General features: G+C 72.4%; 18 protein-coding genes. 10 read left to right on the forward strand and 8 right to left on the reverse strand.

The window, feature by feature from the left end:
- The 4 genes from pcrA to AC54T1_RS09850 all read right to left on the reverse strand — a co-directional run bounded on the left by pcrA (position 1) and on the right by AC54T1_RS09850 (position 5,340).
- The gene (pcrA, locus tag AC54T1_RS09835) at positions 1–2,724 is read right to left on the reverse strand and encodes a DNA helicase PcrA (RefSeq protein ID WP_496911827.1); all 2,724 of its coding nucleotides are present in this window, start codon (positions 2,722–2,724) and stop codon (positions 1–3) included.
- 43 nt (positions 2,725–2,767) lie between these two features.
- Positions 2,768–4,351, reverse strand: a complete 1,584-nt coding sequence (locus AC54T1_RS09840; RefSeq protein WP_496911828.1) for a methyl-accepting chemotaxis protein — start codon at positions 4,349–4,351, stop codon at positions 2,768–2,770.
- A 165-nt stretch (positions 4,352–4,516) separates the two neighbouring features.
- A complete protein-coding gene (locus AC54T1_RS09845) occupies positions 4,517–4,999 on the reverse strand; it encodes a DUF456 domain-containing protein (RefSeq protein ID WP_484344967.1) in 483 nt (160 codons plus the stop codon).
- Positions 4,996–5,340 (reverse strand): hypothetical protein, encoded by a 345-nt coding sequence (locus tag AC54T1_RS09850; protein WP_484344966.1) that lies wholly within the window; start codon positions 5,338–5,340, stop codon positions 4,996–4,998. The genes AC54T1_RS09845 and AC54T1_RS09850 overlap by 4 nt, the downstream gene beginning before the upstream one ends.
- A gap of 401 nt (positions 5,341–5,741) precedes the next feature.
- Between AC54T1_RS09850 and AC54T1_RS09855 the strand changes: the two genes are divergently transcribed.
- The 8 genes from AC54T1_RS09855 to cobA all read left to right on the forward strand — a co-directional run bounded on the left by AC54T1_RS09855 (position 5,742) and on the right by cobA (position 14,790).
- Positions 5,742–7,451, forward strand: a complete 1,710-nt coding sequence (locus tag AC54T1_RS09855) for a nitrite/sulfite reductase (protein WP_496911829.1) — start codon at positions 5,742–5,744, stop codon at positions 7,449–7,451.
- Positions 7,448–8,287 carry a phosphoadenylyl-sulfate reductase gene (locus tag AC54T1_RS09860; protein WP_496911830.1) on the forward strand — a complete coding sequence of 280 codons (840 nt, stop codon included), beginning with the start codon at positions 7,448–7,450 and terminating at the stop codon, positions 8,285–8,287. Before AC54T1_RS09855 ends, AC54T1_RS09860 begins: the two co-directional genes overlap by 4 nt.
- The gene (cysD, locus tag AC54T1_RS09865; RefSeq protein WP_496911831.1) at positions 8,284–9,291 is read left to right on the forward strand and encodes a sulfate adenylyltransferase subunit CysD; all 1,008 of its coding nucleotides are present in this window, start codon (positions 8,284–8,286) and stop codon (positions 9,289–9,291) included. The genes AC54T1_RS09860 and cysD overlap by 4 nt, the downstream gene beginning before the upstream one ends.
- The gene (locus tag AC54T1_RS09870; protein ID WP_496911832.1) at positions 9,291–10,607 is read left to right on the forward strand and encodes a sulfate adenylyltransferase subunit 1; all 1,317 of its coding nucleotides are present in this window, start codon (positions 9,291–9,293) and stop codon (positions 10,605–10,607) included. The genes cysD and AC54T1_RS09870 overlap by 1 nt, the downstream gene beginning before the upstream one ends.
- 9 nt (positions 10,608–10,616) lie before the next feature.
- Positions 10,617–11,735 (forward strand): ABC transporter substrate-binding protein, encoded by a 1,119-nt coding sequence (locus AC54T1_RS09875; protein ID WP_496911833.1) that lies wholly within the window; start codon positions 10,617–10,619, stop codon positions 11,733–11,735.
- Positions 11,736–11,740: 5 nt separating this feature from the next.
- Positions 11,741–12,517, forward strand: coding sequence for an ABC transporter ATP-binding protein (locus tag AC54T1_RS09880; RefSeq protein ID WP_484344960.1), 777 nt, complete (start codon positions 11,741–11,743; stop codon positions 12,515–12,517).
- The gene (locus AC54T1_RS09885) at positions 12,507–13,418 is read left to right on the forward strand and encodes an ABC transporter permease (RefSeq protein WP_484344959.1); all 912 of its coding nucleotides are present in this window, start codon (positions 12,507–12,509) and stop codon (positions 13,416–13,418) included. Before AC54T1_RS09880 ends, AC54T1_RS09885 begins: the two co-directional genes overlap by 11 nt.
- A gap of 85 nt (positions 13,419–13,503) precedes the next feature.
- Positions 13,504–14,790 carry a uroporphyrinogen-III C-methyltransferase gene (gene cobA, locus AC54T1_RS09890; protein ID WP_496911834.1) on the forward strand — a complete coding sequence of 429 codons (1,287 nt, stop codon included), beginning with the start codon at positions 13,504–13,506 and terminating at the stop codon, positions 14,788–14,790.
- Between the two features lie 30 nt (positions 14,791–14,820).
- On the opposite strand, the gene arfB is transcribed toward cobA, so the two are convergent.
- From arfB to AC54T1_RS09910, 4 genes are read right to left on the reverse strand one after another with little or no spacing between them, the layout of a single operon-like run.
- On the reverse strand, positions 14,821–15,300 hold the full coding sequence (gene arfB / locus AC54T1_RS09895; RefSeq protein WP_496911835.1) for an alternative ribosome rescue aminoacyl-tRNA hydrolase ArfB: 480 nt from the start codon (positions 15,298–15,300) through the stop codon (positions 14,821–14,823).
- Positions 15,297–16,085 carry a sirohydrochlorin chelatase gene (locus tag AC54T1_RS09900; protein ID WP_484344956.1) on the reverse strand — a complete coding sequence of 263 codons (789 nt, stop codon included), beginning with the start codon at positions 16,083–16,085 and terminating at the stop codon, positions 15,297–15,299. The genes arfB and AC54T1_RS09900 overlap by 4 nt, the downstream gene beginning before the upstream one ends.
- Positions 16,086–16,102: 17 nt before the next feature.
- Positions 16,103–16,765 (reverse strand): LuxR C-terminal-related transcriptional regulator, encoded by a 663-nt coding sequence (locus AC54T1_RS09905; protein WP_484344955.1) that lies wholly within the window; start codon positions 16,763–16,765, stop codon positions 16,103–16,105.
- Positions 16,762–18,165 (reverse strand): ATP-binding protein, encoded by a 1,404-nt coding sequence (locus tag AC54T1_RS09910; RefSeq protein ID WP_496911836.1) that lies wholly within the window; start codon positions 18,163–18,165, stop codon positions 16,762–16,764. The genes AC54T1_RS09905 and AC54T1_RS09910 overlap by 4 nt, the downstream gene beginning before the upstream one ends.
- 146 nt (positions 18,166–18,311) lie before the next feature.
- On the opposite strand from AC54T1_RS09910, the gene AC54T1_RS09915 reads away from it, so the two are divergent.
- Together AC54T1_RS09915 and AC54T1_RS09920 are read left to right on the forward strand one after the other, a co-directional pair.
- Complete coding sequence (locus AC54T1_RS09915) at positions 18,312–19,718, forward strand: PspC domain-containing protein (RefSeq protein ID WP_496911837.1); 1,407 nt, start codon at positions 18,312–18,314, stop codon at positions 19,716–19,718.
- On the forward strand, positions 19,715–19,933 hold the full coding sequence (locus AC54T1_RS09920; RefSeq protein ID WP_484344952.1) for a hypothetical protein: 219 nt from the start codon (positions 19,715–19,717) through the stop codon (positions 19,931–19,933). Before AC54T1_RS09915 ends, AC54T1_RS09920 begins: the two co-directional genes overlap by 4 nt.
- Positions 19,934–20,014 lie beyond the last annotated feature (81 nt).

A 20,014-nucleotide genomic window follows, 5' to 3' on the forward strand; every position in this document is an offset into this window, starting at 1 on the left:
CTACAGCTTCGTGACGGGAGCGAAGCGCAGCAGCAGGCGCTTCTGGCCGTCGGCGCCGAAGTCGATCTTGGCGACCGCCTTGGCCCCGACGCCCTCGACCATGACGACCGTGCCGAGCCCGAACGAGTCGTGCGTGACCCGGTCCCCCACGGCGAGGGACGGGATGTCCGCCTCTGCCTTGCCGCCTCCGGAGCCGAAGCTCGGGCTCGCCGGCTCGGCCTGCTTCTTCCACGCCGGGATGCCGGGTGACGCCGCGCGGTTCCCGCGGTAGCCGCCGCCACCGATGGGCGCGCCGAAGTCGTCGTCGTCCGACGAGCGGCGCCGGGCTCCGGACCCGTACCCACCCGAGCCGTAGCCACCGGTGAAACCGCCGGGACCGCGGAGTGCGGCCATGCTCGACTCGCGCCGCCGCCAGTCCCACAGCTCTTCCGGGATCTCGTCGAGGAACCGCGACGGCGGGAACTCGTTCGCCATGCCCCACGCCGAGCGCACGGCGGAGCGCGAGATGTACAGACGCTCGCGCGCGCGGGTGATGCCCACGTACGCGAGGCGTCGCTCCTCCGCGAGCTCGACCTCGTCGTGCAGGGACCGCATGTGCGGGAACGTGCCGTCCTCCATGCCGGTGAGGAACACGACGGGGAACTCCAGGCCCTTGGCGGTGTGCAGCGTCATGAGCGTCACCACACCGGGGTCGACCTTCGGGGTGCCCTCGTGGCCCGCGTCGTCGGAGCTGGGGATCTGGTCCGCATCGGCGACGAGCGACACGCGCTCGAGGAAGTCGGCGAGCGTCCCCTCCGGCTCGGACTCCTCGAACTCCGCTGCCACGGCGTGCAGCTCGGCGAGGTTCTCCACCCGGGTGCCGTCCTGCGGGTCGTCGCTCGCCCGCAGCTCGGCGAGGTAGCCGGTGCGGTCGAGCACCTCACCGAGCACCTCGGCCGGCCCGGCGCCCGTCTCGGCGAGCTCGCGCAGGCCGTACATGAGCTCGCGGAACGCCAGCAGCGGCTTGAGCGACCGGGACGTGAGACCCGGGATGTCCTCGACGTGGTCGAGGGCCTCACCGAACGACGAGCGCTGCCGCTCGGCCTGGGCGACGACCATCGACTCAGCACGGTCCCCGAGGCCGCGCTTGGGGACGTTGAGGATGCGCCGCAGGTTGACGTCGTCGTCCGGGTTGGCGACCGCGCGGAGGTAGGCGATGGCGTCCTTGACCTCGCGCCGCTCGTAGAAGCGGGTACCGCCGACCACCTTGTACGGCAGGCCGACCCGGATGAGCACCTCCTCGAGGGCGCGCGACTGGGCGTTGGTGCGGTAGAAGATCGCGACGTCGCCCGGCCGGACGCTCTCGGCGTCGCCGAGGCGGTCGATCTCCTGGGCGATGAACCGCGCCTCCTCGTGCTCGTTGTCCGCGACGTACCCGACGATGGGCGCGCCGGCCCCGGCATCCGTCCACAGCCGCTTGGCCTTGCGGTCAGGGTTGCGGGAGATGACGGCGTTGGCTGCCGAGAGGATGTTCTGCGTGGACCGGTAGTTCTGCTCGAGGAGGATGGTGCGCGCGTCCGGGTAGTCGGCCTCGAACTCGAGGATGTTCCGGATCGTCGCGCCACGGAACGCGTAGATCGACTGGTCGGCGTCGCCGACGACGGTGAGCTCCCCGGGACCGAGCGGAGCGGGCTGCCCGGGCTCCGGCTCCTCTGCGCGCGACCCGACCCCGGCGAGCTCCCGCACGAGGGTGTACTGCGCATGGTTGGTGTCCTGGTACTCGTCGACGAGGACGTGCCGGAACCGCCGCCGGTAGTGCTCCGCCACGGCCGGGTGCTCCTGGAGCAGCCGGACCGTCGTCATGATGAGGTCGTCGAAGTCGAAGGCGTGCGCCTGACGCAGCCGCGCCTGGTAACGCGTGTAGACGTCGGAGAGCACCTGGTCGAACTCGTTCGCGGTCGAGCCCGCAGCGTCGGACGCACCCGACTCGCGGGCGTACTGCTCCGGCCCCACGAGCTCGTCCTTGAGCGACGAGATCTTGTGGCTCAGCTGCTTGGCGGGGTACTTCTTGGGGTCGAGGTCGAGCTCCCGCAGGATCATCGTCAGCAGGCGCTGGGAGTCCGCGGCGTCGTAGATGGAGAAGCTCTGACGCAGCCCGAGAGCAGACGCCTCCTTGCGCAGGATGCGCACGCACGCGGAGTGGAACGTCGAGACCCACATGCGGCCCGCGGCGGGCCCGACGAGCGCCTCGACGCGCTCGCGCATCTCCGCGGCCGCCTTGTTCGTGAACGTGATGGCGAGGATCTCGCTCGGCCGTGCCCGTCCCGTCGCGAGGAGGTGCGCGATGCGGTGGGTGAGCACGCGCGTCTTTCCCGACCCCGCGCCGGCGACGATGAGGAGCGGGCCGCCGCCGTGCACGACGGCCTCGCGCTGCTGCGGGTTGAGGCCCTCGAGGAGGGCGTCAGACCTGCGGGAGGCCGACTCCTGCATCTCGCGTGCACGGCCCTCCCACTCCGCGGTGCGCTCGGCGGAGGCGCGCGACCACGCCGTCCCCTCCGGGCCGGTCCCCGGTCCGGTGCCCAGCCCGGCGACCGCCGCGCGGCCGCCCGGCCCCCCGGGCTCGCCGTCGGACGGCTCCGCCGCCGACGCGTCCTGGCCCGAGGGCTCGGCGCGCGGGAGTCGGACGCGGGCGGCTTCGGGGACCGGACCGTCGAAGCCTGGGAGGTGATCGAAGAGCGATGTCATAGCCCGACAAGCCTATGCGTGCCCACGGACACCGCACACCGCGTCAGCGGGCGAAGGCGCTCACCGCGAGCTGCAGCAGCCGTGACGTCTCGCCGAGCTCCGCCGCAGCGCCGCGGACCGTGTCGATCTCGAGCGACGTCGAACGCGACGCCGACTCGATGCCCTGCAGGGTCACCGCGATGTCCCGCCCGCTGTCGGCGACCGCCACCATCGTCGTCGCCATCGCGGTGGTCGTCGCCGTCTGCTCCTCGACCGCGCCGGCGATGGTCACCTGGTAGTCGTTGATGCGCGCGATGATCTGGGAGATCTGCGTGATCTCTCCCGCTGCCCGCTCGACGGCGGCCTGGATCGCCACGACCCGCTCGGAGATGCCGCCCGTCGCCCGCGCGGTCTCCTGAGCGAGGTCCTTGACCTCGCTCGCGACGACCGCGAAGCCCTTGCCCGCATCGCCGGCCCGGGCCGCCTCGATCGTCGCGTTGAGCGCGAGCAGGTTCGTCTGCTCAGCGATCGACGTGATGACCTTCACGACGCTGCTGATCTCTGCGGACGACGAGCCGAGGGTGCACACCGTCTGGTTGGTCGCCTCCGCCGCCTGCACCGCCTCGGCGGCGATCCTCGCGACTGCGTGGACGTTCTGGGCGATCTCGCTGATCGACGCGCCCATCTGGTGCGCGCCGGACGCGACGGTGTCGATCCCCTCGCTCACCGCGACGGCAGCGCCGGAGACGGCGACGGTCTGCGACGTGGCGTCGGCGGACGCCGTGGCGATCCCGTCCCCGGTCTCGATGAGGCGCGCGGCAGAGGCATCGAGCGTCGCCGCGATCCTGCTGACCTCGGCCGCGACGGACGACGAGCGGTCGAGCATCGCGTTGAGCGACACCGCGAGGTGCTCGAGCTCCGTACGCTGGCGCCCCTCGTCGAGACGGGAGGCGAGGTCGCCGGAGGCCAGGACGTCGGCGGCCCGGCGGATCGGCCGGACGATGGATCGCGCGATGAGGATGGAGCTCCCGGCGATGAACGCGAGGACCGCAGCTGCGGCGAGCAGCAGCTTCCCCGCGTCGGCGAGCGCCGCGGACCGGACGTCGTCCACATAGACACCGGAGCCGATGATCCAGTCCCACGGCTCGTAGCCCGTCACGTAGGACACCTTCGGCTGCGGGTCCTCGTGGCCCGGCTTGGGCCACTGGTACTCGACCAGTCCTGAGCCGTCGGCCTCCACGACATCGACCATCTCGACGAAGAGGTGCTTGCCGTCGGGGTCGGTGTTCTCGGTGAGGTCGGTGCCGTCGAGCTCGGGCTTCATCGGGTGCATGATCATCGTCGGATACATGTCGTTGATCCAGAAGTACTCCTCGCCGGAGTACCGGAGCTGGGCGACCGCCTGGACCGCTGCGGCCTGGGCGTCGTCCCGGCTCATCGCACCGGAGGCAGCCAGCTCGCCGTACTGCTCGAGCACGCCCGCTGCTGTCTCGACGACGGCCCGTGTGGCGGCCTGGCGCTCGGCCATGATCCGTTCGCGGACGATGGCCGACGCGGCGAGGCAGACCACAGCCATCCCGAGAGCGGACAGGACGACCATGACCACGAGACGGGTCCGGATCGAGGTCGAGGAGAGTCGTGGCAGCATGTGCGCTCGCAGGCTCGCAGGGGTGGGTCCCCGCTCTCATCGGCCGCGGAGCTGCGGATATGACCAGGGCCGTGCCACCCGAACGCGGGGCGGACGCCTGCGAGGGGGCGTGTCAGGACAAGCCTGACGAACCGCGTCGCGATCAGGTGACGAACCGCGTCGCGATCAGGTGACGAGCAGCCCGACGATCCACGCCCCCGCTGCGACGAGCGCGCCAGCGAGCTCGATGAGGATCGTGATCCCCGTGGCCGTGAGCGCCGCGCGCGTCGACGTCCAGGCCAGGCGCTGGTCTCTGCGGCGGAGGTACTCCGCGAGGTAGACGCCGCCGACGAAGCCGATGGGCAGGCCCACGACCGGGATGACGAAGAACCCGACGATCCCCAGCGCGCCGCCCACGAGGAGCGTCCGGTTGGGAACCTCGGCGCGCTTGAGGTGGCGCCCGGCCAGCACGTACTTGACGACCGCCGCGGCGGCGATGGCGACGAAGCCGACGGCGAACACGGTCCACGCTGCGGCGCCCCCGGTCACGCCGGCCCAGACGCCGACGGCGACGAGGATGATGATGCTCCCCGGGATGATCTGGGTCAGCGCACCGAAGATCCCGACGCCGATCGCGAGCCCGACGAGAAGCTCGCCGGCTCCGTTCACCAGAAGACCGCGAGGCAGATGTTCACGATGACGAGTGCGCCGATCGTGTGCTTGATCCCGACCGGGGCGTCGTCACCCTTGCGCTTGGCGACGAACGCGAGCACGGTGACGACGAGCGCGACGAGGAGCTTGACCGCGATCTTCGTGTTGTTCGGGTCGTGGACGGCGTCGGACGAGCTGGCGATCCCCACCATGGCGATGCCGGTGACGAGGGCCGTGAGGGCCGCGTGCAGGGTGCCGCGGTAGACGCCGGGCTGGCGGATGGTCGCGATCCAGCCACCGAGGACGATGGCCCAGGCGACGAGGTGGAGGACGAGGAGGAGATCGTAGAGCGTCTGCATGCCTTCGATCATAGGGAAGGCGCCGACGCCGTCACACGCCCGACCGGGGCGGTCGGCACATTCTCGGAGCACCCGGGCATCGCGCCGCCCGGTTCGCGCACCGTCTCGCATGGTGGAAAAGTGTTTCGCATGGTGGACGCGCTCGACACTGCCGCACGCCGACCCGTAGCGTCGACGCCATGACCACGGCCCGCAGCACCCAGCAGACGACGCTCTGCTGCGCCCTGCGTCGCGCATCCAGCACCTCGTGTTGCTGTTGTTGACCCGCGCCTGACCTGACCGCGCCCACGGGCGCCGATCGACCAGACCAGGGCGCGCGAGACGACCGCTCGGTCCGGAGATCATGCTGAGCCCTCCTCCTCGCGCTGCCACGCACCACCACACCGCGAGGAACCCCCACCATGACGTCATCCGCCGAGGTCGCAGCCGCTCGCCCCGCCCGCGCGGCCCGCACCCCGAAGCCGAACGGCCAGTGGAAGATCGACGGCACCACCCCCCTCAACGGCAACGAGAGGTGGAAGCAGGAGGACGGCGGCCTCAGCGTCCGTGAGCGCATCGAGACGATCTACTCCAAGGAGGGATTCGACTCGATCACCGGCGACGACCTCCACGGGCGATTCCGCTGGTGGGGCCTCTACACGCAGCGCAAGCCGGGGATCGACGGCGGGCGCACCGCCACCCTCGAGCCGCACGAGCTCGAAGACCGCTACTTCATGCTCCGCGTCCGCATCGACGGAGGCGGGCTGACCACCGAGCAGCTGCGCGTCATCGCCGAGATCTCCACCGAGTTCGGCCGGGACACGGCCGACATCACCGACCGGCAGAACATCCAGCTCCACTGGATCGAGGTCGAGGCCGTCCCGGAGATCTGGCGCCGGCTCGAGGCCGTCGGCCTGCAGACCACCGAGGCGTGCGGCGACGTCCCGCGCGTCGTGCTCGGCAGCCCCGTGGCCGGCATCGCCAAGGACGAGCTCATCGACCCCCGCCCCGTCATCGACGAGATCACCCGCCGGTACATCGGCATCCCCGAGCTCGCGAACCTCCCCCGCAAGTTCAAGACGGCGATCACCGGCCACCCCAGCCAGGACGTCGTCCACGAGATCAACGACGTCGCATTCGTCGCCCTGGAGCATCCCGAGCTCGGGATCGGGTACGACCTGTGGGTCGCGGGAGGACTCTCCGCGAACCCGCGTCTCGGCGAGCGCCTCGGCGCGTTCGTCACCGCTGAGCAAGCCCCCGACGTCTGGCACGGGGTCGCCCAGATCTTCCGCGACTACGGCTTCCGCCGTCTGCGCAACAAGGCTCGCCTGAAGTTCCTGCTCGCGGAGTGGGGCACCGCGAAGTTCCGGCAGATCCTCGAGGACGAGTACCTCGGGTACACGCTGCCCGACGGCCCGCCGGCACCACGTCCGACGAGCCCCGGTGACCACGTCGGCATCCACGAGCAGAAGGACGGCAAGTTCTACGTCGGCGCTGCGCCGTACGTCGGTCGGGTGTCCGGGACCATCCTCAGCGGTGTCGCCGACCTCGCCGAGTCGATCGGCTCGCAGCGGGTCCGCCTGACACCGCACCAGAAGCTGCTCGTCCTCGACGTGCCGCCCGCGGACGTCCGCACGGTCGTCGACGGGCTGCGCGCGCTGAGCCTCGAGGCCGAGCCCAGCGCGTTCCGCCGCAACACGATCGCCTGCACCGGGATCGAGTTCTGCAAGCTCGCGATCGTCGACACCAAGGACACGGCCACGGCCGTCATCGACGACCTCGAGAAGCGGCTCGGCGACACCTCGCACCTCAAGCCGATCACGCTGCACGTCAACGGGTGCCCCAACTCCTGCGCGCGCATCCAGACCGCGGACATCGGCCTCAAGGGCCAGATCGTCATGAACGACGCCGGCGAGCAGGTCCCCGGGTTCCAGGTGCACCTCGGCGGGGGGCTGGCCAACCAGGACCGCGACCTCGCCGGACTGGGCCGCACCGTGCGTGGCCTCAAGGTCACCTCGGACGACCTCTCGGAATACGTCGAGCGGGTGGTGCGTCGTTACGAGGCGGACAAGGACACGACGGAGACCTTCGCCGAGTGGTCGCACCGCGCCGACGAGGAGGCCTTGCTATGACCGTCGAGGACGCCCTGAGTCCGCTGGCCGCGATGCGCGCGGCCGCGCAGGCCCGGACCGAGCACCGCGAGGCGAGCAAGGCGGCCCACGCCGAGCGCCGCGCACGCACCCAGCGCCCCAAGCGCTCCGATGCCGAGCTCCAGGAGATCGTCGCCCGCGGTCAGCTCGAGCTCGCGGGCTCAGGCGTCGGCTCCGCCGACGAGGCCGATGCCGCGGCCGTCGTCGCCTGGGCCGTCCGGGAGTTCGGCGACTCGATCGCCGTCGCCTGCTCGATGGCCGACGCCGTGCTCCCGCACGTCGTCGCCGCCCAGTCCCCCTGGGTCGACGTCCTCTTCCTCGACACCGGCTACCACTTCGCGGAGACGCGCGGGACGCGGGACGCCGTCGAGCAGCAGATGGACGTGACGATCGTCGACGTCCTGCCGCAGCTCACCGTGCTGGAGCAGGACGAGACCTACGGCAAGAACCTCTTCGCGCGGGACCCTGGCGCGTGCTGCGCCATGCGCAAGGTCGAGCCCCTGCACCGCACCCTCCAGGGCTACGAGCTGTGGGTCACCGGCGTCCGCCGCGACGAGGCCCCGACGCGGGCGACCACGCCGCTCGTGACCTGGGACGACAAGAACGGGCTCGTGAAGATCAACCCGTTCGCTGCCTGGTCCTTCGACGACCTGCTCGATTACGCGAGCGAGCACCAGATCATCCTCAACCCGCTGCTCAACGACGGCTACCCGTCGATCGGGTGCGCCCCCTGCACCAACCGCGTCGCCCCCGGCGAAGACCCCCGCTCCGGCCGCTGGGCCGGACTCGACAAGACCGAATGTGGGCTCCACGTATGACGATCACCGATGCCGACGACACGGCACTCGACCACGCCACGAGCGCCGCGTCCGTCGCCGCCGCGCCGACCGACGGGACCCCGGTCCCGGCGGCGGCGCTGCGGGCCGAGCGTCGCCTGAGCCAGCTGGACTCGCTCGAGAGCGAGGCGATCCACATCATCCGTGAGGTCGTTGCCGAGTTCGAGCGTCCCGTGCTGCTGTTCAGCGGGGGCAAGGACTCCGTCGTCATGCTGCACCTCGCCGCCAAGGCGTTCTGGCCTGCGCCGGTGCCGTTCCCGGTCATGCACGTCGACACGGGGCACAACTTCCCCGAGGTCCTCGCCTACCGGGACGCCACCGTCGAGCGGCTCGGCCTGCGCCTCGTCGTCGCGAGCGTCCAGGACTACCTCGACGACGGGCGCCTGTCCGAGCGCGCCGACGGCACCCGCAACCCGCTGCAGACGCAGCCGCTGCTCGACGGCATCACGGCGCACAAGTTCGACGCCGTGTTCGGTGGCGGCCGGCGCGACGAGGAGAAGGCCCGCGCCAAGGAGCGCGTCATCTCCCTGCGCGACGAGTTCGGGCAGTGGGACCCGCGCAACCAGCGCCCCGAGCTGTGGAACCTCTACAACGGCCGCCACCGCCCGGGCGAGCACGTGCGCGCCTTCCCGCTGTCCAACTTCACGGAGCTGGACATCTGGCGGTACATCGAGCGCGAGAACATCGAGCTCCCGCCCCTGTACTACGCGCACGACCGCGAGGTCTTCGAGCGCGACGGCATGCTGCTCGCCGTCGGGCCGTACTCCCGACCCCGGGAGGACGAGCCCGTGAGCACCGTCCAGGTGCGCTACCGCACCGTCGGCGACATGTCCTGCACCGGAGCCGTCGAGTCCGACGCGACCGATGTCGCGGCCGTCATCACCGAGGTCGCCGCGACCCGCATCACCGAGCGCGGCGCGACCCGCGCCGACGACCGCATGTCCGAGGCCGCGATGGAAGACCGGAAAAAAGAGGGCTACTTCTGATGACCACCCAGGGAACGCTCCTGCGGCTCGCCACGGCCGGCTCCGTCGACGACGGCAAGTCCACCCTCGTCGGCCGCCTGCTGTTCGACTCCAAGTCCGTGCTCGCCGACCAGCTCGACGCCGTCGAGCGCGTCAGCCGCGACCGGGGCCTCGAGACCACCGACCTCGCGCTGCTCACCGACGGCCTGCGGGCCGAGCGTGAGCAGGGCATCACGATCGACGTCGCCTACCGGTACTTCGCGACCGCGCGCCGCTCGTTCATCCTCGCCGACTGCCCCGGGCACGTGCAGTACACGCGCAACACCGTGACGGGCGCCTCGACAGCAGATGTCGTCGTGCTGCTCATCGATGCCCGCAAGGGCTTGCTCGAGCAGACGCGGCGCCACCTCGCCGTCGCCTCCCTGCTCCGCGTGGCGCACGTCATCGTCGCCGTGAACAAGATCGACCTCGTCGGCTACTCCCAGGAGCGGTACGACGAGCTCGCCGCACAGATCACCGCGACCGGTGAGGACCTCGGCGTCGCCGACCTGCGGACGATCCCCGTCTCCGCGCTCGAGGGCGCGAACGTCGTCGACCGCTCGGACAGGACCCCGTGGTACGGCGGCCCCAGCCTCCTCGAGCTCCTCGAGGAGCTTCCGCCCGCCGACGAGCCGAGCGACGAGTCCTTCCGGTTCCCCGTGCAGACCGTCATCCGTCCGCAGGGTGCGGCGCGCGACCCGGAGCACCGTGACTACCGCGGGTACGCGGGCCAGATCGCTGCGGGCGTCGTGCGCGTCGGTGACCCCGTCGTCGTGCTGCCGTCCGGGCGCCCGACCGTCGTGGAGGGTATCGACACCGCGGACGGGACCCTCGCGGAAGCCTTCGCGCCACAGTCCGTGACCCTGCGCCTGGCCGACCAGATCGACATCACCCGCGGCGACCTCATCGCGTCGGCACAGGACGTCCCTGAGGTCACCCAGGACGTCGAGGGCACGGTGGCGTGGCTCGCGGAGCGGCCGCTCCTGCCCGGCTCGCGCGTCCTGCTCAAGCACACGACGCGCACCGTCCAGGCGGTCGTCCGGGACATCGTGGGCAAGCTCGACCTCGACACCACGGAGCTCGAGCCCGCGGAGCGCCTCGACCTCAACGACATCGGCCGGGTCACCCTGCGTCTCGCGAGCCCCATCGCGGCGGAGGAGTACGTCGTCTCCCGCCGGACCGGCGCGTTCCTGCTCATCGACGCCGCCTCCGGTGGAACGCTCGCCGCGGGCATGGTGGGCGACGCGCTCGCCGCGGCCCGCTCCCCCGAGGACCGCCCCGTCCAGTACGCCATCTGAGCGCGAGCCATGACACGCCCTCGACGGTCGAGCCGGCGCGGCCCGGCGGCGGCCGTGCTCGCCCTCGCGCTCGGTGTCCTGGCGCTCACCGGGTGCGCCACCACGGGCCGCCCGGCCAACGCGACCGAGTACACCGATCGCGGGGCGGCTGACGAGGTGCGCATCGGGTACTTCGCCAACGTCACGCACGCCCCCGCCCTCGTGGCTGACGTCGAGGGCTACTTCGCCGAGGCCCTCGGCCCGGACGTCGACATCACGGTGTCGACGTTCAACGCCGGGCCCGCAGCGGTCGAGGCCCTCCGGGGTGGCTCCATCGACATCGCCTACCTCGGACCGAACCCGGCTCTCACGGGGTACGTGACGACGAACGGCGCGCTGCTGCGGATCATCGCCGGCGCGGCCTCGGGTGGCGCGCAGCTCGTCGTCGACCCCACGATCACGAGCATCGCGGACCTCGCGGGCACGAACCTCGCGACACCCCAACGGGGTGGCACCCAGGACGTCGCCGCACGCGCGTACCTTGCGGAGAACGGCTTGACCACCGACCTCAACGGCGGCGGCGACGTCGCTCTCATGCCGACCGCCAACGCCCAGGCGCTGCAGCTGTTCACGAGCGGTGAGATCGACGGCGCGTGGGTGCCCGAGCCCTGGGCGTCGCGCCTCGTCATCGAGGCCGGCGCCAGCGTCCTCGTCGACGAGAAGGACCTGTGGCCCGGCGGGCAGTTCGTCACGACGAACGTCGTCGCCACCCAGCAGTTCCTCGGCGAGCACCCCGAGACCGTCGAGGCCGTCCTCGACGCGCACGTGCGCGCCGTCGACTGGATCGGTGCGCACCCGCAGGAGGCCGCCGCGGTCGTCAACGACGCCCTCGAGGAGACGGCCGGCAAAGCCCTGTCCGACGACGTCCTGACCCGGGCCTTCTCGAACCTCACCTTCACCCCGGACCCGCTCGCGGGGACGCTCGGCACCCTCTTCACGGACGGGCTCGACGCGGGCACCACCCAGCTCCCGCTCGGCATCGACCCCGAGGGCGCCCTCGACGGGATCTACGACCTGCGGATCCTCAACCGGGTGCTCGGTGCCCACGGACACCCGGCCGTCAGCGCCGCCCACCTCGGCAAGGAATGAGCCGCATGACCACCTCCACCACCCTGCCCACGCCGCTGCGCAGCGACGCCGCCGTGCAGATCACCGGCGTCCACAAGCGGTTCGCCCCCGACGGACCCGCCGTGCTCGAGGGCATCGACCTGACGATCCGCCCCGGGGAGTTCGTCTGCCTGCTCGGCGCCTCCGGGTGCGGCAAGTCGACGCTGCTCAACATCATGGCCGGTCTCGAGAGGGCCACGAGCGGCACGGTCGAGGTGGCCGGTGACGGCGCCGCCCTCATGTTCCAGGAGGCCGCGCTCTTCCCGTGGCTCACCGCCGGCCAGAACGTCGACCTCGCACTCAAGCTCCGGGGCGTCGGCAAGAGCGAGCGGCGCCAGCGCGTCGGCGAGCTCCTCGGCATGGTCCACCTCGCCGGCGCGGCCGACAAGCGGGTCCACGAGCTCTCCGGTGGCATGCGCTCGCGCGTCGCGCTCGCTCGGGCGCTCGCCCAGGAGCGCGACGTGCTGCTCATGGACGAACCCTTCGCCGCGCTCGACGCGATCACGCGTGACCTCCTGCACGACGAGCTCGAGCGGGTGTGGAAGGCCACCGGTCGCACCGTCGTGTTCATCACCCACAACGTGCGTGAGGCCGTCCGCCTGGGCCAGCGCGTCCTGCTCATGTCGAGCCGCCCCGGGCGCATCGTCCAGGAGTGGGACGTCGAGGTCACCGGCGAGCGCAGCATCTCTGCACCCCAGGTCGCGAGGCTCGCGCACGAGATCACCAACGAGCTGCGCGAGGAGATCCGCCGCCATGCCCTCTGAGACCCTCACGAGCCCGGGGACCGGCAGCGGGCGCCCGGACGACACCCTCAGCTCCCTCGAGGCAGGGCTGGACGCGCTCCAGACGTCCTCCACGGCTCGGCCGAGCCGGTCCCGCAAGACCCTGCGTGCCGTCCTGCCGCTCGCGATCTCCGTGAGCGTCCTGCTCCTCGCGTGGGAGATCGCCTTCCGGCTCGGTCCGCAGGACGTCACGCAGTTCCCCCCACCCGCCCTCGTCGGGATGACGTTCCTGCGGCTCTGGGACGACGACACGGTCCTGGCTGCACTCACCACGAGCGTGGAACGCGGGGTCCTCGGGTTCCTCCTCGCCGCCATCATCGGCACACCGCTCGGGATCGTCGTCGCCCGCGTGGGCTGGATCCGTGCGTCGTTCGGTCCGCTCATCACGGGCCTGCAGGTGCTGCCGTCGGTCGCCTGGGTGCCCGCGGCAGTCATCTGGTTCGGACTCAGCGACGTGACGATCTACTCCGTCATCCTCCTCGGGGCGGTCCCGTCGATCATCAACGGGATCGTCGCGGGTGTGGACCAGGTGCCGCCGCTGTACCGCCGCGTCGGCCTCGTGCTCGGGGCCAACCCCGTCGAGCTCGTGCGGTACGTCATCCTCCCCGCCGCGCTCCCCGGGTACCTGGCCGGCCTCAAGCAGGGCTGGGCGTTCTCGTGGCGGTCCCTCATGGCCGCCGAGCTCATCGCCGTGGGTGGCGACATCGGGTTCGGGCTCGGGCAGCTGCTGCAGCAGGGGCGCGACCTCGGGGACATGTCCCGCATCTTCGTCGGGATCATCCTCATCCTCGTCGTCGGGATCGCGGTGGAGCTCCTCGTCTTCGCCCCCGTCGAGCGCGCCGTCATGCGCCGCCGCGGCCTCGTCGCGGACGGTGGACGCTGAACGCTGCCCTGCGGAGGGCGCCCGGCGGGATCGTCCTGCGGACCGTGCCGGACGCCCGGGCGGCGGGGCCGTAGTGTTCGGTGCCATGACGGACGCCGACCACACACCGGAGATCTTCCCCCTCGGCCTGCGACTGGCCGGACGCCGTGTCGTCCTCGTCGGCGGAGGGCTCGTCGCCGCTCGTCGCGCACGCTCGCTCGCGGACGCCGGTGCGTCCGTCGTGGTCGTCTCCCCCGCGCTCTGCGCACCGCTCGCCGAGCTCGTGGCGTCCGGCGCGGCCACCTGGGAGCACCAGCGGGAGTACCTCCCGGGGGACCTTGCCGGCGCATGGCTCGCCCACGCCGCGACCGGTGACCCCGAGGTCGACGCGCAGGTCGCGACGGACGCGGACGCCGGACAGGTGTTCTGCGTCGTGGCCGGGGACGCGGTGCGCGGCACCGCATGGGTGCCCGCGATCGCGCACGTCGACGACGTCGTGGTCGCCGTGACGTCCTCCTCCGCGAGCGAACGCAACCCGCGACGGTCCATCCGCGTCCGGGACGCCGTCGAGCGCGGGCTGCGGGACGGGACGCTGCCCGTGCGGCACGCGCCTGCCCGCCCTTCCGCCGCACAGGCGCACTCCGCAGGCGCAGCCGACGCCGCCGCCGCTCCCGCCCCCACCGGCTGGGTCGCGCTCGTCGGCGGGGGCCCCGGGCGGCTCGACCTGCTCACCGTCCGTGCCCGGGCGCTGCTCACCGCCGCGGACGTCGTCGTCATCGACCGGCTCGCACCGCGTGCCATCCTCGACGAGCTCCCGCCCGACGTCGACGTCATCGACGTCGGCAAGACCTCCGGGCTGCACCCGATCCCCCAGGAGCGGATCAACGAGCTGCTCGTGGAGCACGCGCTCGCCGGGCGCGGCGTGGTGCGCCTGAAAGGTGGCGACCCCTACGTGTTCGGGCGGGGCGGCGAGGAGCTCGACGCCTGCGAGGCCGCGGGCATCCCCACCGAGGTGGTCCCCGGGGTCACGAGCGCCATCTCCGTCCCCACCGCGGCCGGGATCCCCGTGACGCACCGCGGGCTCTCCCGCGGCTTCACCGTCCTCACCGGCCACGAGGACGTCGGCCGGGTGCCCGCAGCGCCCGACCACACGGTCATCCTCCTCATGGGCGTCGCGCACCTGCCTCTGACGACGGCCGGTCTCATCGCCAACGGGCGCGACCCGCAGACGCCTGCCGCGGTCGTCGAGGACGGGTACGGGGCGCGCCAGCGCACCACCGTCGGAACGCTCGGCACCATCGCCGAGATCGCGGTGGCGGCGGGGGTGCGACCGCCGGCGATCACCGTCGTGGGCGACGTCGTGCGCCGGTCACCGGCCTGGTGCGACCGCTAGCCCGCGCGCTTCTCCGGTCGTGGCGGGCACTCAGCCCTCGCCACGGCGGTGGTCTGCGGAGCGACCGGCCTTCGTCGCGGACCGCGACCGCTTCGCGACGAGCCGGCGCTCCACGGAGCCGCGGGTCGGGCGCGTCGCCCGCCGTGCACGAGGGGGTGGCGTGAGCGCCTCGCGGACGAACTGCGCCAGACGCTCTCTGGCCGCCATCCGGTTGCGCAGCTGGGCACGGTGCTCCGAGGCGGTGATCGTCACGCGCGCCCCAGCCCACCGTGCCGTGAGTCGGGTGAGCACCCTGTCCCGCACCGCGTCGGGCAGTGCCGCGACGGTCGGGGAGGCGGCGGCGTCCCACACGAGCTCGACGCGGCTGTCCGCGGTGTTCACGCCCTGGCCGCCCGGGCCGGACGCGCGGGAGAACCGCCACGCGAGCTCCCTCGCCGGGATGCTCACACCTGCGGTGACGACCACCGGCGCGTCGACGCCACGACCGGCTGCGTCGGACGCGCGCGTCACGGGACGACCGGCTCCCCCGTCAGTGTCGCGGCAGCGGTGCGGTACCGGTCGACGACGACGTCCGCGAGGAAGGGGTGCGCGCCCAGGGGCGCCGTGACGATCTCAGCGCCCGCGCCTGCCAGCCTGTCGTGGAAGAACCCGGGCGCCAGGAGGTACGAGGCGATGACGACCCGACCGTGGTCACCGCCACCGCGCCCGGCACGCGCGAGATCCGCAGCGACCGCCACCCGGGGGGCAGCCGCCGAGCAGTACCCGACGCTCACCGGCCCGTCCCACCCCTCGGCGACGCCTGCGACGACCTCCTCGACGTCAGCCGCGGCGCGCGCGTCGGAGGATCCGGCTGCGGCGACGACGACGGCGTCCCCTGCCCGGGCGCCCGCCCCGACGAGGCGCTCGAGGAGGATCGCGGCGAGCCTGGGGTCAGGGCCGAGCGCGTTCGCCGCGACGGTGGGCGAACCCGCCGCCGCGCGCGCCGCCACCGCCTCGGCGATGTCGACGTGCACGTGGAACCCGCCGGAGAGCAGCACCGGGACGACGACGGCCGGTCGCCCGGGAGCCACCGACCCGAGCACCTCCTCGACCTGCGGGTGCTGCACGTCCACGAAGGTCTGCAGCACCTCGACGCCCGGCAGCGACGCACGGACGTCCGCGACGATCTGGTCGACGACAGCGCGTCCCTGAGGATTGTCGGTGCCGTGCGAGCACGCGACGAGGACGGGCGCGCTCAGCGCGGCCGTGGGTGCAGCGGTCGGAGCCGCGACGGGTGCTGCGTTCTCGGAGGTCATCGCACCATCCTGCCGGATCACACGATGCGCCGGGCCGCGGCCCACCGCGTGAGCTCGTGCCGCGACGACAGCTGGAGCTTGCGCAGCACCGCGGAGACGTGCGTCTCGACCGTCTTGACGGAGATGAACAGCTCACCGGCGACCTCCCGGTAGGAATAGCCGCGGGCGATGAGACGCATGACCTCCTGCTCCCGTGCCGAGAGCCGGTCGAGCTCGTCGTCCGCGACCGCGAGGTCGGTCGACCCCGTGCCGAAGGCGTCGAGCACGAAGCCCGCGAGCCGCGGCGAGAACACTGCGTCACCACTCCAGACGCTCTCGATCGCCGCGCTGAGCTCCGGCCCCGAGATCGCCTTCGTCACGTAGCCGCGTGCACCCGCCCGGATGACCGCGACGACGTCCTCCGCAGCGTCCGACACCGACAGCGCGAGGAACCGCGTCCCCGCGAGGAGGTCCGCCGAGCGGGTGAGGACCTCCGCGCCGCCGCCGCCCGCGCCCCCCGGGAGGTGGACGTCGAGCAGGACGACGGTGGGCAGGGTCGCGCGGATCGTCGCGACCGCGGTGTCCACGTCCGCGGCCTCCCCGACGACCTCGACCCGCGGGTCGAGGCTCGCTCGGACACCGGCCCGGAACATGTCGTGGTCGTCCACGAGCACCACCCGGATGCGCTCTGCGTCGGTCATGTGCTGCTCTCCTCGCGTACGTCGGGCTGCTCGTCCCCGGGTTGTCCGCCCGCCGCTCCTGACGGGACCTGGGCATCGGGGCCATTCTTCCCTGTGGCACCGCGTGCCCCGTCTCCCGGGTCGGCCAGCGGCATGCACAGCCGCACCTCGGTCCCCCGCTCGGGGGTGCATCGCACGCTCGCCTCGCCCCCCCGGCGCTGGACGCGCCCGATGATGGACTCCCGCACGCCGAACCGGTCCCGCGGGACGGCGGAGATGTCGAAACCGTCGCCCCGGTCGCGGATGAACACCTCGGCCCGCTCGGCGCTCACCTCGAGGTAGAGCGACACGGGAGGGCGTCCGTGCACCACGGCGTTGACGAGGCCCTCGCGCGTGGCCTGCAACAACGCGCTGGTCGCCTCGGAGGGAGCGCAGTCGCCGACCACCACCGTGTCGAGCGAGACCGGCTCGTCGCCGCCCGCGCGTTCGGTCAGGGTGTTCTCGACCTCGGCGACGAGCGCCCTGAGCTCCTCCGCGAGCGAGGTGCCCGCTGCCGGGCGGTCCCGGTAGAGCCATTCCCTCAGCTCACGCTCCTGGTTGCGTGCGAGCCGTGTCACCTCGCCGGGCCGGTCCGCGCTGCGCTGGATGAGCGCGAGGGTCTGGAGCACCGAGTCGTGCAGGTGGGCCGCGATGTCAGCCCGCTCGTTCGCCCGCTCCCGGGCCGCGCGTTCCTCGCCGAGCTCCCGCACGAGGCGCAGCCACCACGGAGCGAGGACCAGCCCCGTGCCCGCGAGCACCGCGAGCGCCGCGACCACTGCGGGCATGATCGCGGTGCCGGGCATGTCGTCGCTCACGAGGAGCAGCACACCGATGAGGACGAGCACGAGACCACCCGCCAGACGCAGCACCCCGTTGGGCGTCCGGCCGCCGGCCATCGTCAACCAGCGGCCTCGTTGGCGCTCGTCGAGCTGGCTCCAGGCGATCCCGGTGCCGATGAGGGCGACGACGACGGGCATGACCCAGGACCACTCGATCTGGACACCGGCCCGGTTGGCGACGAGAGCCGCCGCGGCGACGAGGAAGAGGGCGCCGACGAGGATGTCCCGGATCGGGAGCTGCGCCCACGCGCTCACCGGGCGCTCTTCGTGCGGGACCGGGGCCCGGGGCGCCAGACGCGCCCGCTCGGGCGACGGTTCCGGCGGTGCGTACGGGTCCCCGGTCGGGATCGTGAACCACAGGAAGCCGTACGCGAGGAAGCCGACCCCGCCAGCGATGCACAGGACGGCGGTCGCCAGGCGGACCGTGTGCACCGGGACACGCAGGTGCGCGGCGATGGCCAGGCAGACGCCACCGAGCAGCCTGCCGTTGGCAGGTCGCAGGAGCGGTGGTCGGGCGGGTGGGCCCGCGACAGGTGTGGTCACCGGACGATCGTCACACGAACCTCGTCGGGCTGTGGGCCTCCGCCCGCGATCTCAGGGCAGGCTCCGGGCTGTGCGCGTGAGGTCTCAGGGTCGTTTCAGGGTGACACCCGATGGTCACCGAGCCAGGAGCAGGCAAGGATCGGGACATGGACAGCACAGGAACACCCGCACCAGGATCGGGGGCCGACACGCCCCCTCCGCCAGCAGGCCACGACAGGTTCGACGACTTCTTCGACTCCATCCGACGCACAGGGATCACCCGCGGTGACGACCGGTGGATCGGGGGCGTCGCGTCAGGGGTGGCCGCACGTCTCGGCGTCGACCCGCTCCTCGTGCGGGCGCTGCTCGGCGTCCTCGGCATCGCTACCGGCGTCGGGCTCATCCTCTACGCCGCGGGGTGGGCGCTGCTCCCCGAGCGTTCGGACGGTCGCATCCACCTGCAGGAGGCCGTCCACGGTCGCTTCGACGCAGCCCTCGCCGGCTCGGCGATCATGCTCATCCTCGGGTTCAGCGACCGGCCGGGTGCGTGGGGGAACTCCGGGAACGGGTGGTTCGACGCGGTCTTCTGGGTCGCGCTCTCCGGGTTCACGATCTACCTCGTCGTCGCGTACGTGCAGAACCGCTCCGCCAACGGTGCCCGTCCGCGCGGGTCGGCAGGCACGACCGGCGCGGAGACGGGCTCCGGCGGCTGGACCGTCACCGGATGGACGAGCGGGCAGGGCTGGTCGAACGGTCAGACCTGGTCCGACGACGAGCTCCACGGGCACGGCGCCGGTGCACCCGCACCCGGTGGCACCGGACAGCAGCCACCGGTCAACCTGTCGAAGTCGACCCCGGCGAGCGTGAGCGCGGTCGAGCAGGCACCCGCCCGCCACGGCGCCGGCGCGGCGGCGGTGTCGCTCGTCCTCGGACTGGGCACCCTCACCTACGTGGGGTTGCGCCTCGCCGAACGGGCAGGCCGCCTCGACGTCGACGGTGGGCTCATCACGATCTCGCTCATCGCCGTCGCCGTGACGCTCGTGCTCGCGGGCCTCGCGATCATCGTCGCCGGGGTGCTCGGCCGCACGAGCGGCGGCCTCGGCGTCCTCGCGGTCCTCGGGATCCTGCTGGCCGTCGGCGTCGGCTCCTGGTCGACGGAGCTCGACCTGCGCACGGCCACCCGCTCGGGGGTCGGTGACGAGCGGTTCGCCCCCACGACCGCGGGTGAGGCGCAGGACGGGTACGCGATGGGCATCGGCGACATGGTCCTCGACCTCACCGACCTCGACCTCGACCCGGGCGACGCGGTCCGCATCCCGGTCCAGATGGCGGTCGGCCAGCTCACCGTCATCCTTCCCGAGGACCCGTCGGCGTCGGCCGAGGTGGCTGTCCGCGCGGGCCAGGTCGAGTGGGTGATCGGCGACGAGGACCACCGACAGGAGCGCAGCGTCGGGGGCCTCGGGATCAGCTCGGCAACCTTCGAGACGCGGGACGTCGCCGACGGCGAGGACGCGCAGATCCACCTGGAGATCAGCCACGGCGTGGGCAACGTCATCATCAAGGAGGACTCATGAGCGGCACGAGCAGCACGCGACCGGCGACGTCCCGTCCCGGGGTCGCCGTACCGACCCTCATCTGGGGCGTGTTCGTCGCCCTCGTCGGGGCAGGTTTCCTGGCGCGCCTCCTCGGCGCGGAGTTCGACGAGGAGCTGGCGCTCATCATCGCGCTCGCCGCGGCCGGCGCCGCGCTCGTGGGAGTGTCGGTCGCGAAGGCGGTCCGGCGACGCTGACGCGCAGGGCGCGACGCTGATGCGCAGGGCGCGACGCTGACGCGCAGCCCGCGACGCCGCACGTCGCGCGAGCACATGCAG

The organism is Sanguibacter sp. Z41_6, from assembly GCF_059621145.1.

Bases quoted from the DNA above. Each gene is read 5' to 3' on its own strand.
- pcrA (WP_496911827.1), bottom strand. From the start codon at position 2,724: ATGACATCGCTCTTCGATCACCTCCCAGGCTTCGACGGTCCGGTCCCC.
- AC54T1_RS09840 (WP_496911828.1), bottom strand. From the start codon at position 4,351: ATGCTGCCACGACTCTCCTCGACCTCGATCCGGACCCGTCTCGTGGTC.
- AC54T1_RS09850 (WP_484344966.1), bottom strand. From the start codon at position 5,340: ATGCAGACGCTCTACGATCTCCTCCTCGTCCTCCACCTCGTCGCCTGG.
- AC54T1_RS09855 (WP_496911829.1), top strand. From the start codon at position 5,742: ATGACGTCATCCGCCGAGGTCGCAGCCGCTCGCCCCGCCCGCGCGGCC.
- AC54T1_RS09860 (WP_496911830.1), top strand. From the start codon at position 7,448: ATGACCGTCGAGGACGCCCTGAGTCCGCTGGCCGCGATGCGCGCGGCC.
- cysD (WP_496911831.1), top strand. From the start codon at position 8,284: ATGACGATCACCGATGCCGACGACACGGCACTCGACCACGCCACGAGC.
- AC54T1_RS09870 (WP_496911832.1), top strand. From the start codon at position 9,291: ATGACCACCCAGGGAACGCTCCTGCGGCTCGCCACGGCCGGCTCCGTC.
- AC54T1_RS09875 (WP_496911833.1), top strand. From the start codon at position 10,617: ATGACACGCCCTCGACGGTCGAGCCGGCGCGGCCCGGCGGCGGCCGTG.
- AC54T1_RS09880 (WP_484344960.1), top strand. From the start codon at position 11,741: ATGACCACCTCCACCACCCTGCCCACGCCGCTGCGCAGCGACGCCGCC.
- AC54T1_RS09885 (WP_484344959.1), top strand. From the start codon at position 12,507: ATGCCCTCTGAGACCCTCACGAGCCCGGGGACCGGCAGCGGGCGCCCG.
- cobA (WP_496911834.1), top strand. From the start codon at position 13,504: ATGACGGACGCCGACCACACACCGGAGATCTTCCCCCTCGGCCTGCGA.
- AC54T1_RS09900 (WP_484344956.1), bottom strand. From the start codon at position 16,085: ATGACCTCCGAGAACGCAGCACCCGTCGCGGCTCCGACCGCTGCACCC.
- AC54T1_RS09905 (WP_484344955.1), bottom strand. From the start codon at position 16,765: ATGACCGACGCAGAGCGCATCCGGGTGGTGCTCGTGGACGACCACGAC.
- AC54T1_RS09915 (WP_496911837.1), top strand. From the start codon at position 18,312: ATGGACAGCACAGGAACACCCGCACCAGGATCGGGGGCCGACACGCCC.
- AC54T1_RS09920 (WP_484344952.1), top strand. From the start codon at position 19,715: ATGAGCGGCACGAGCAGCACGCGACCGGCGACGTCCCGTCCCGGGGTC.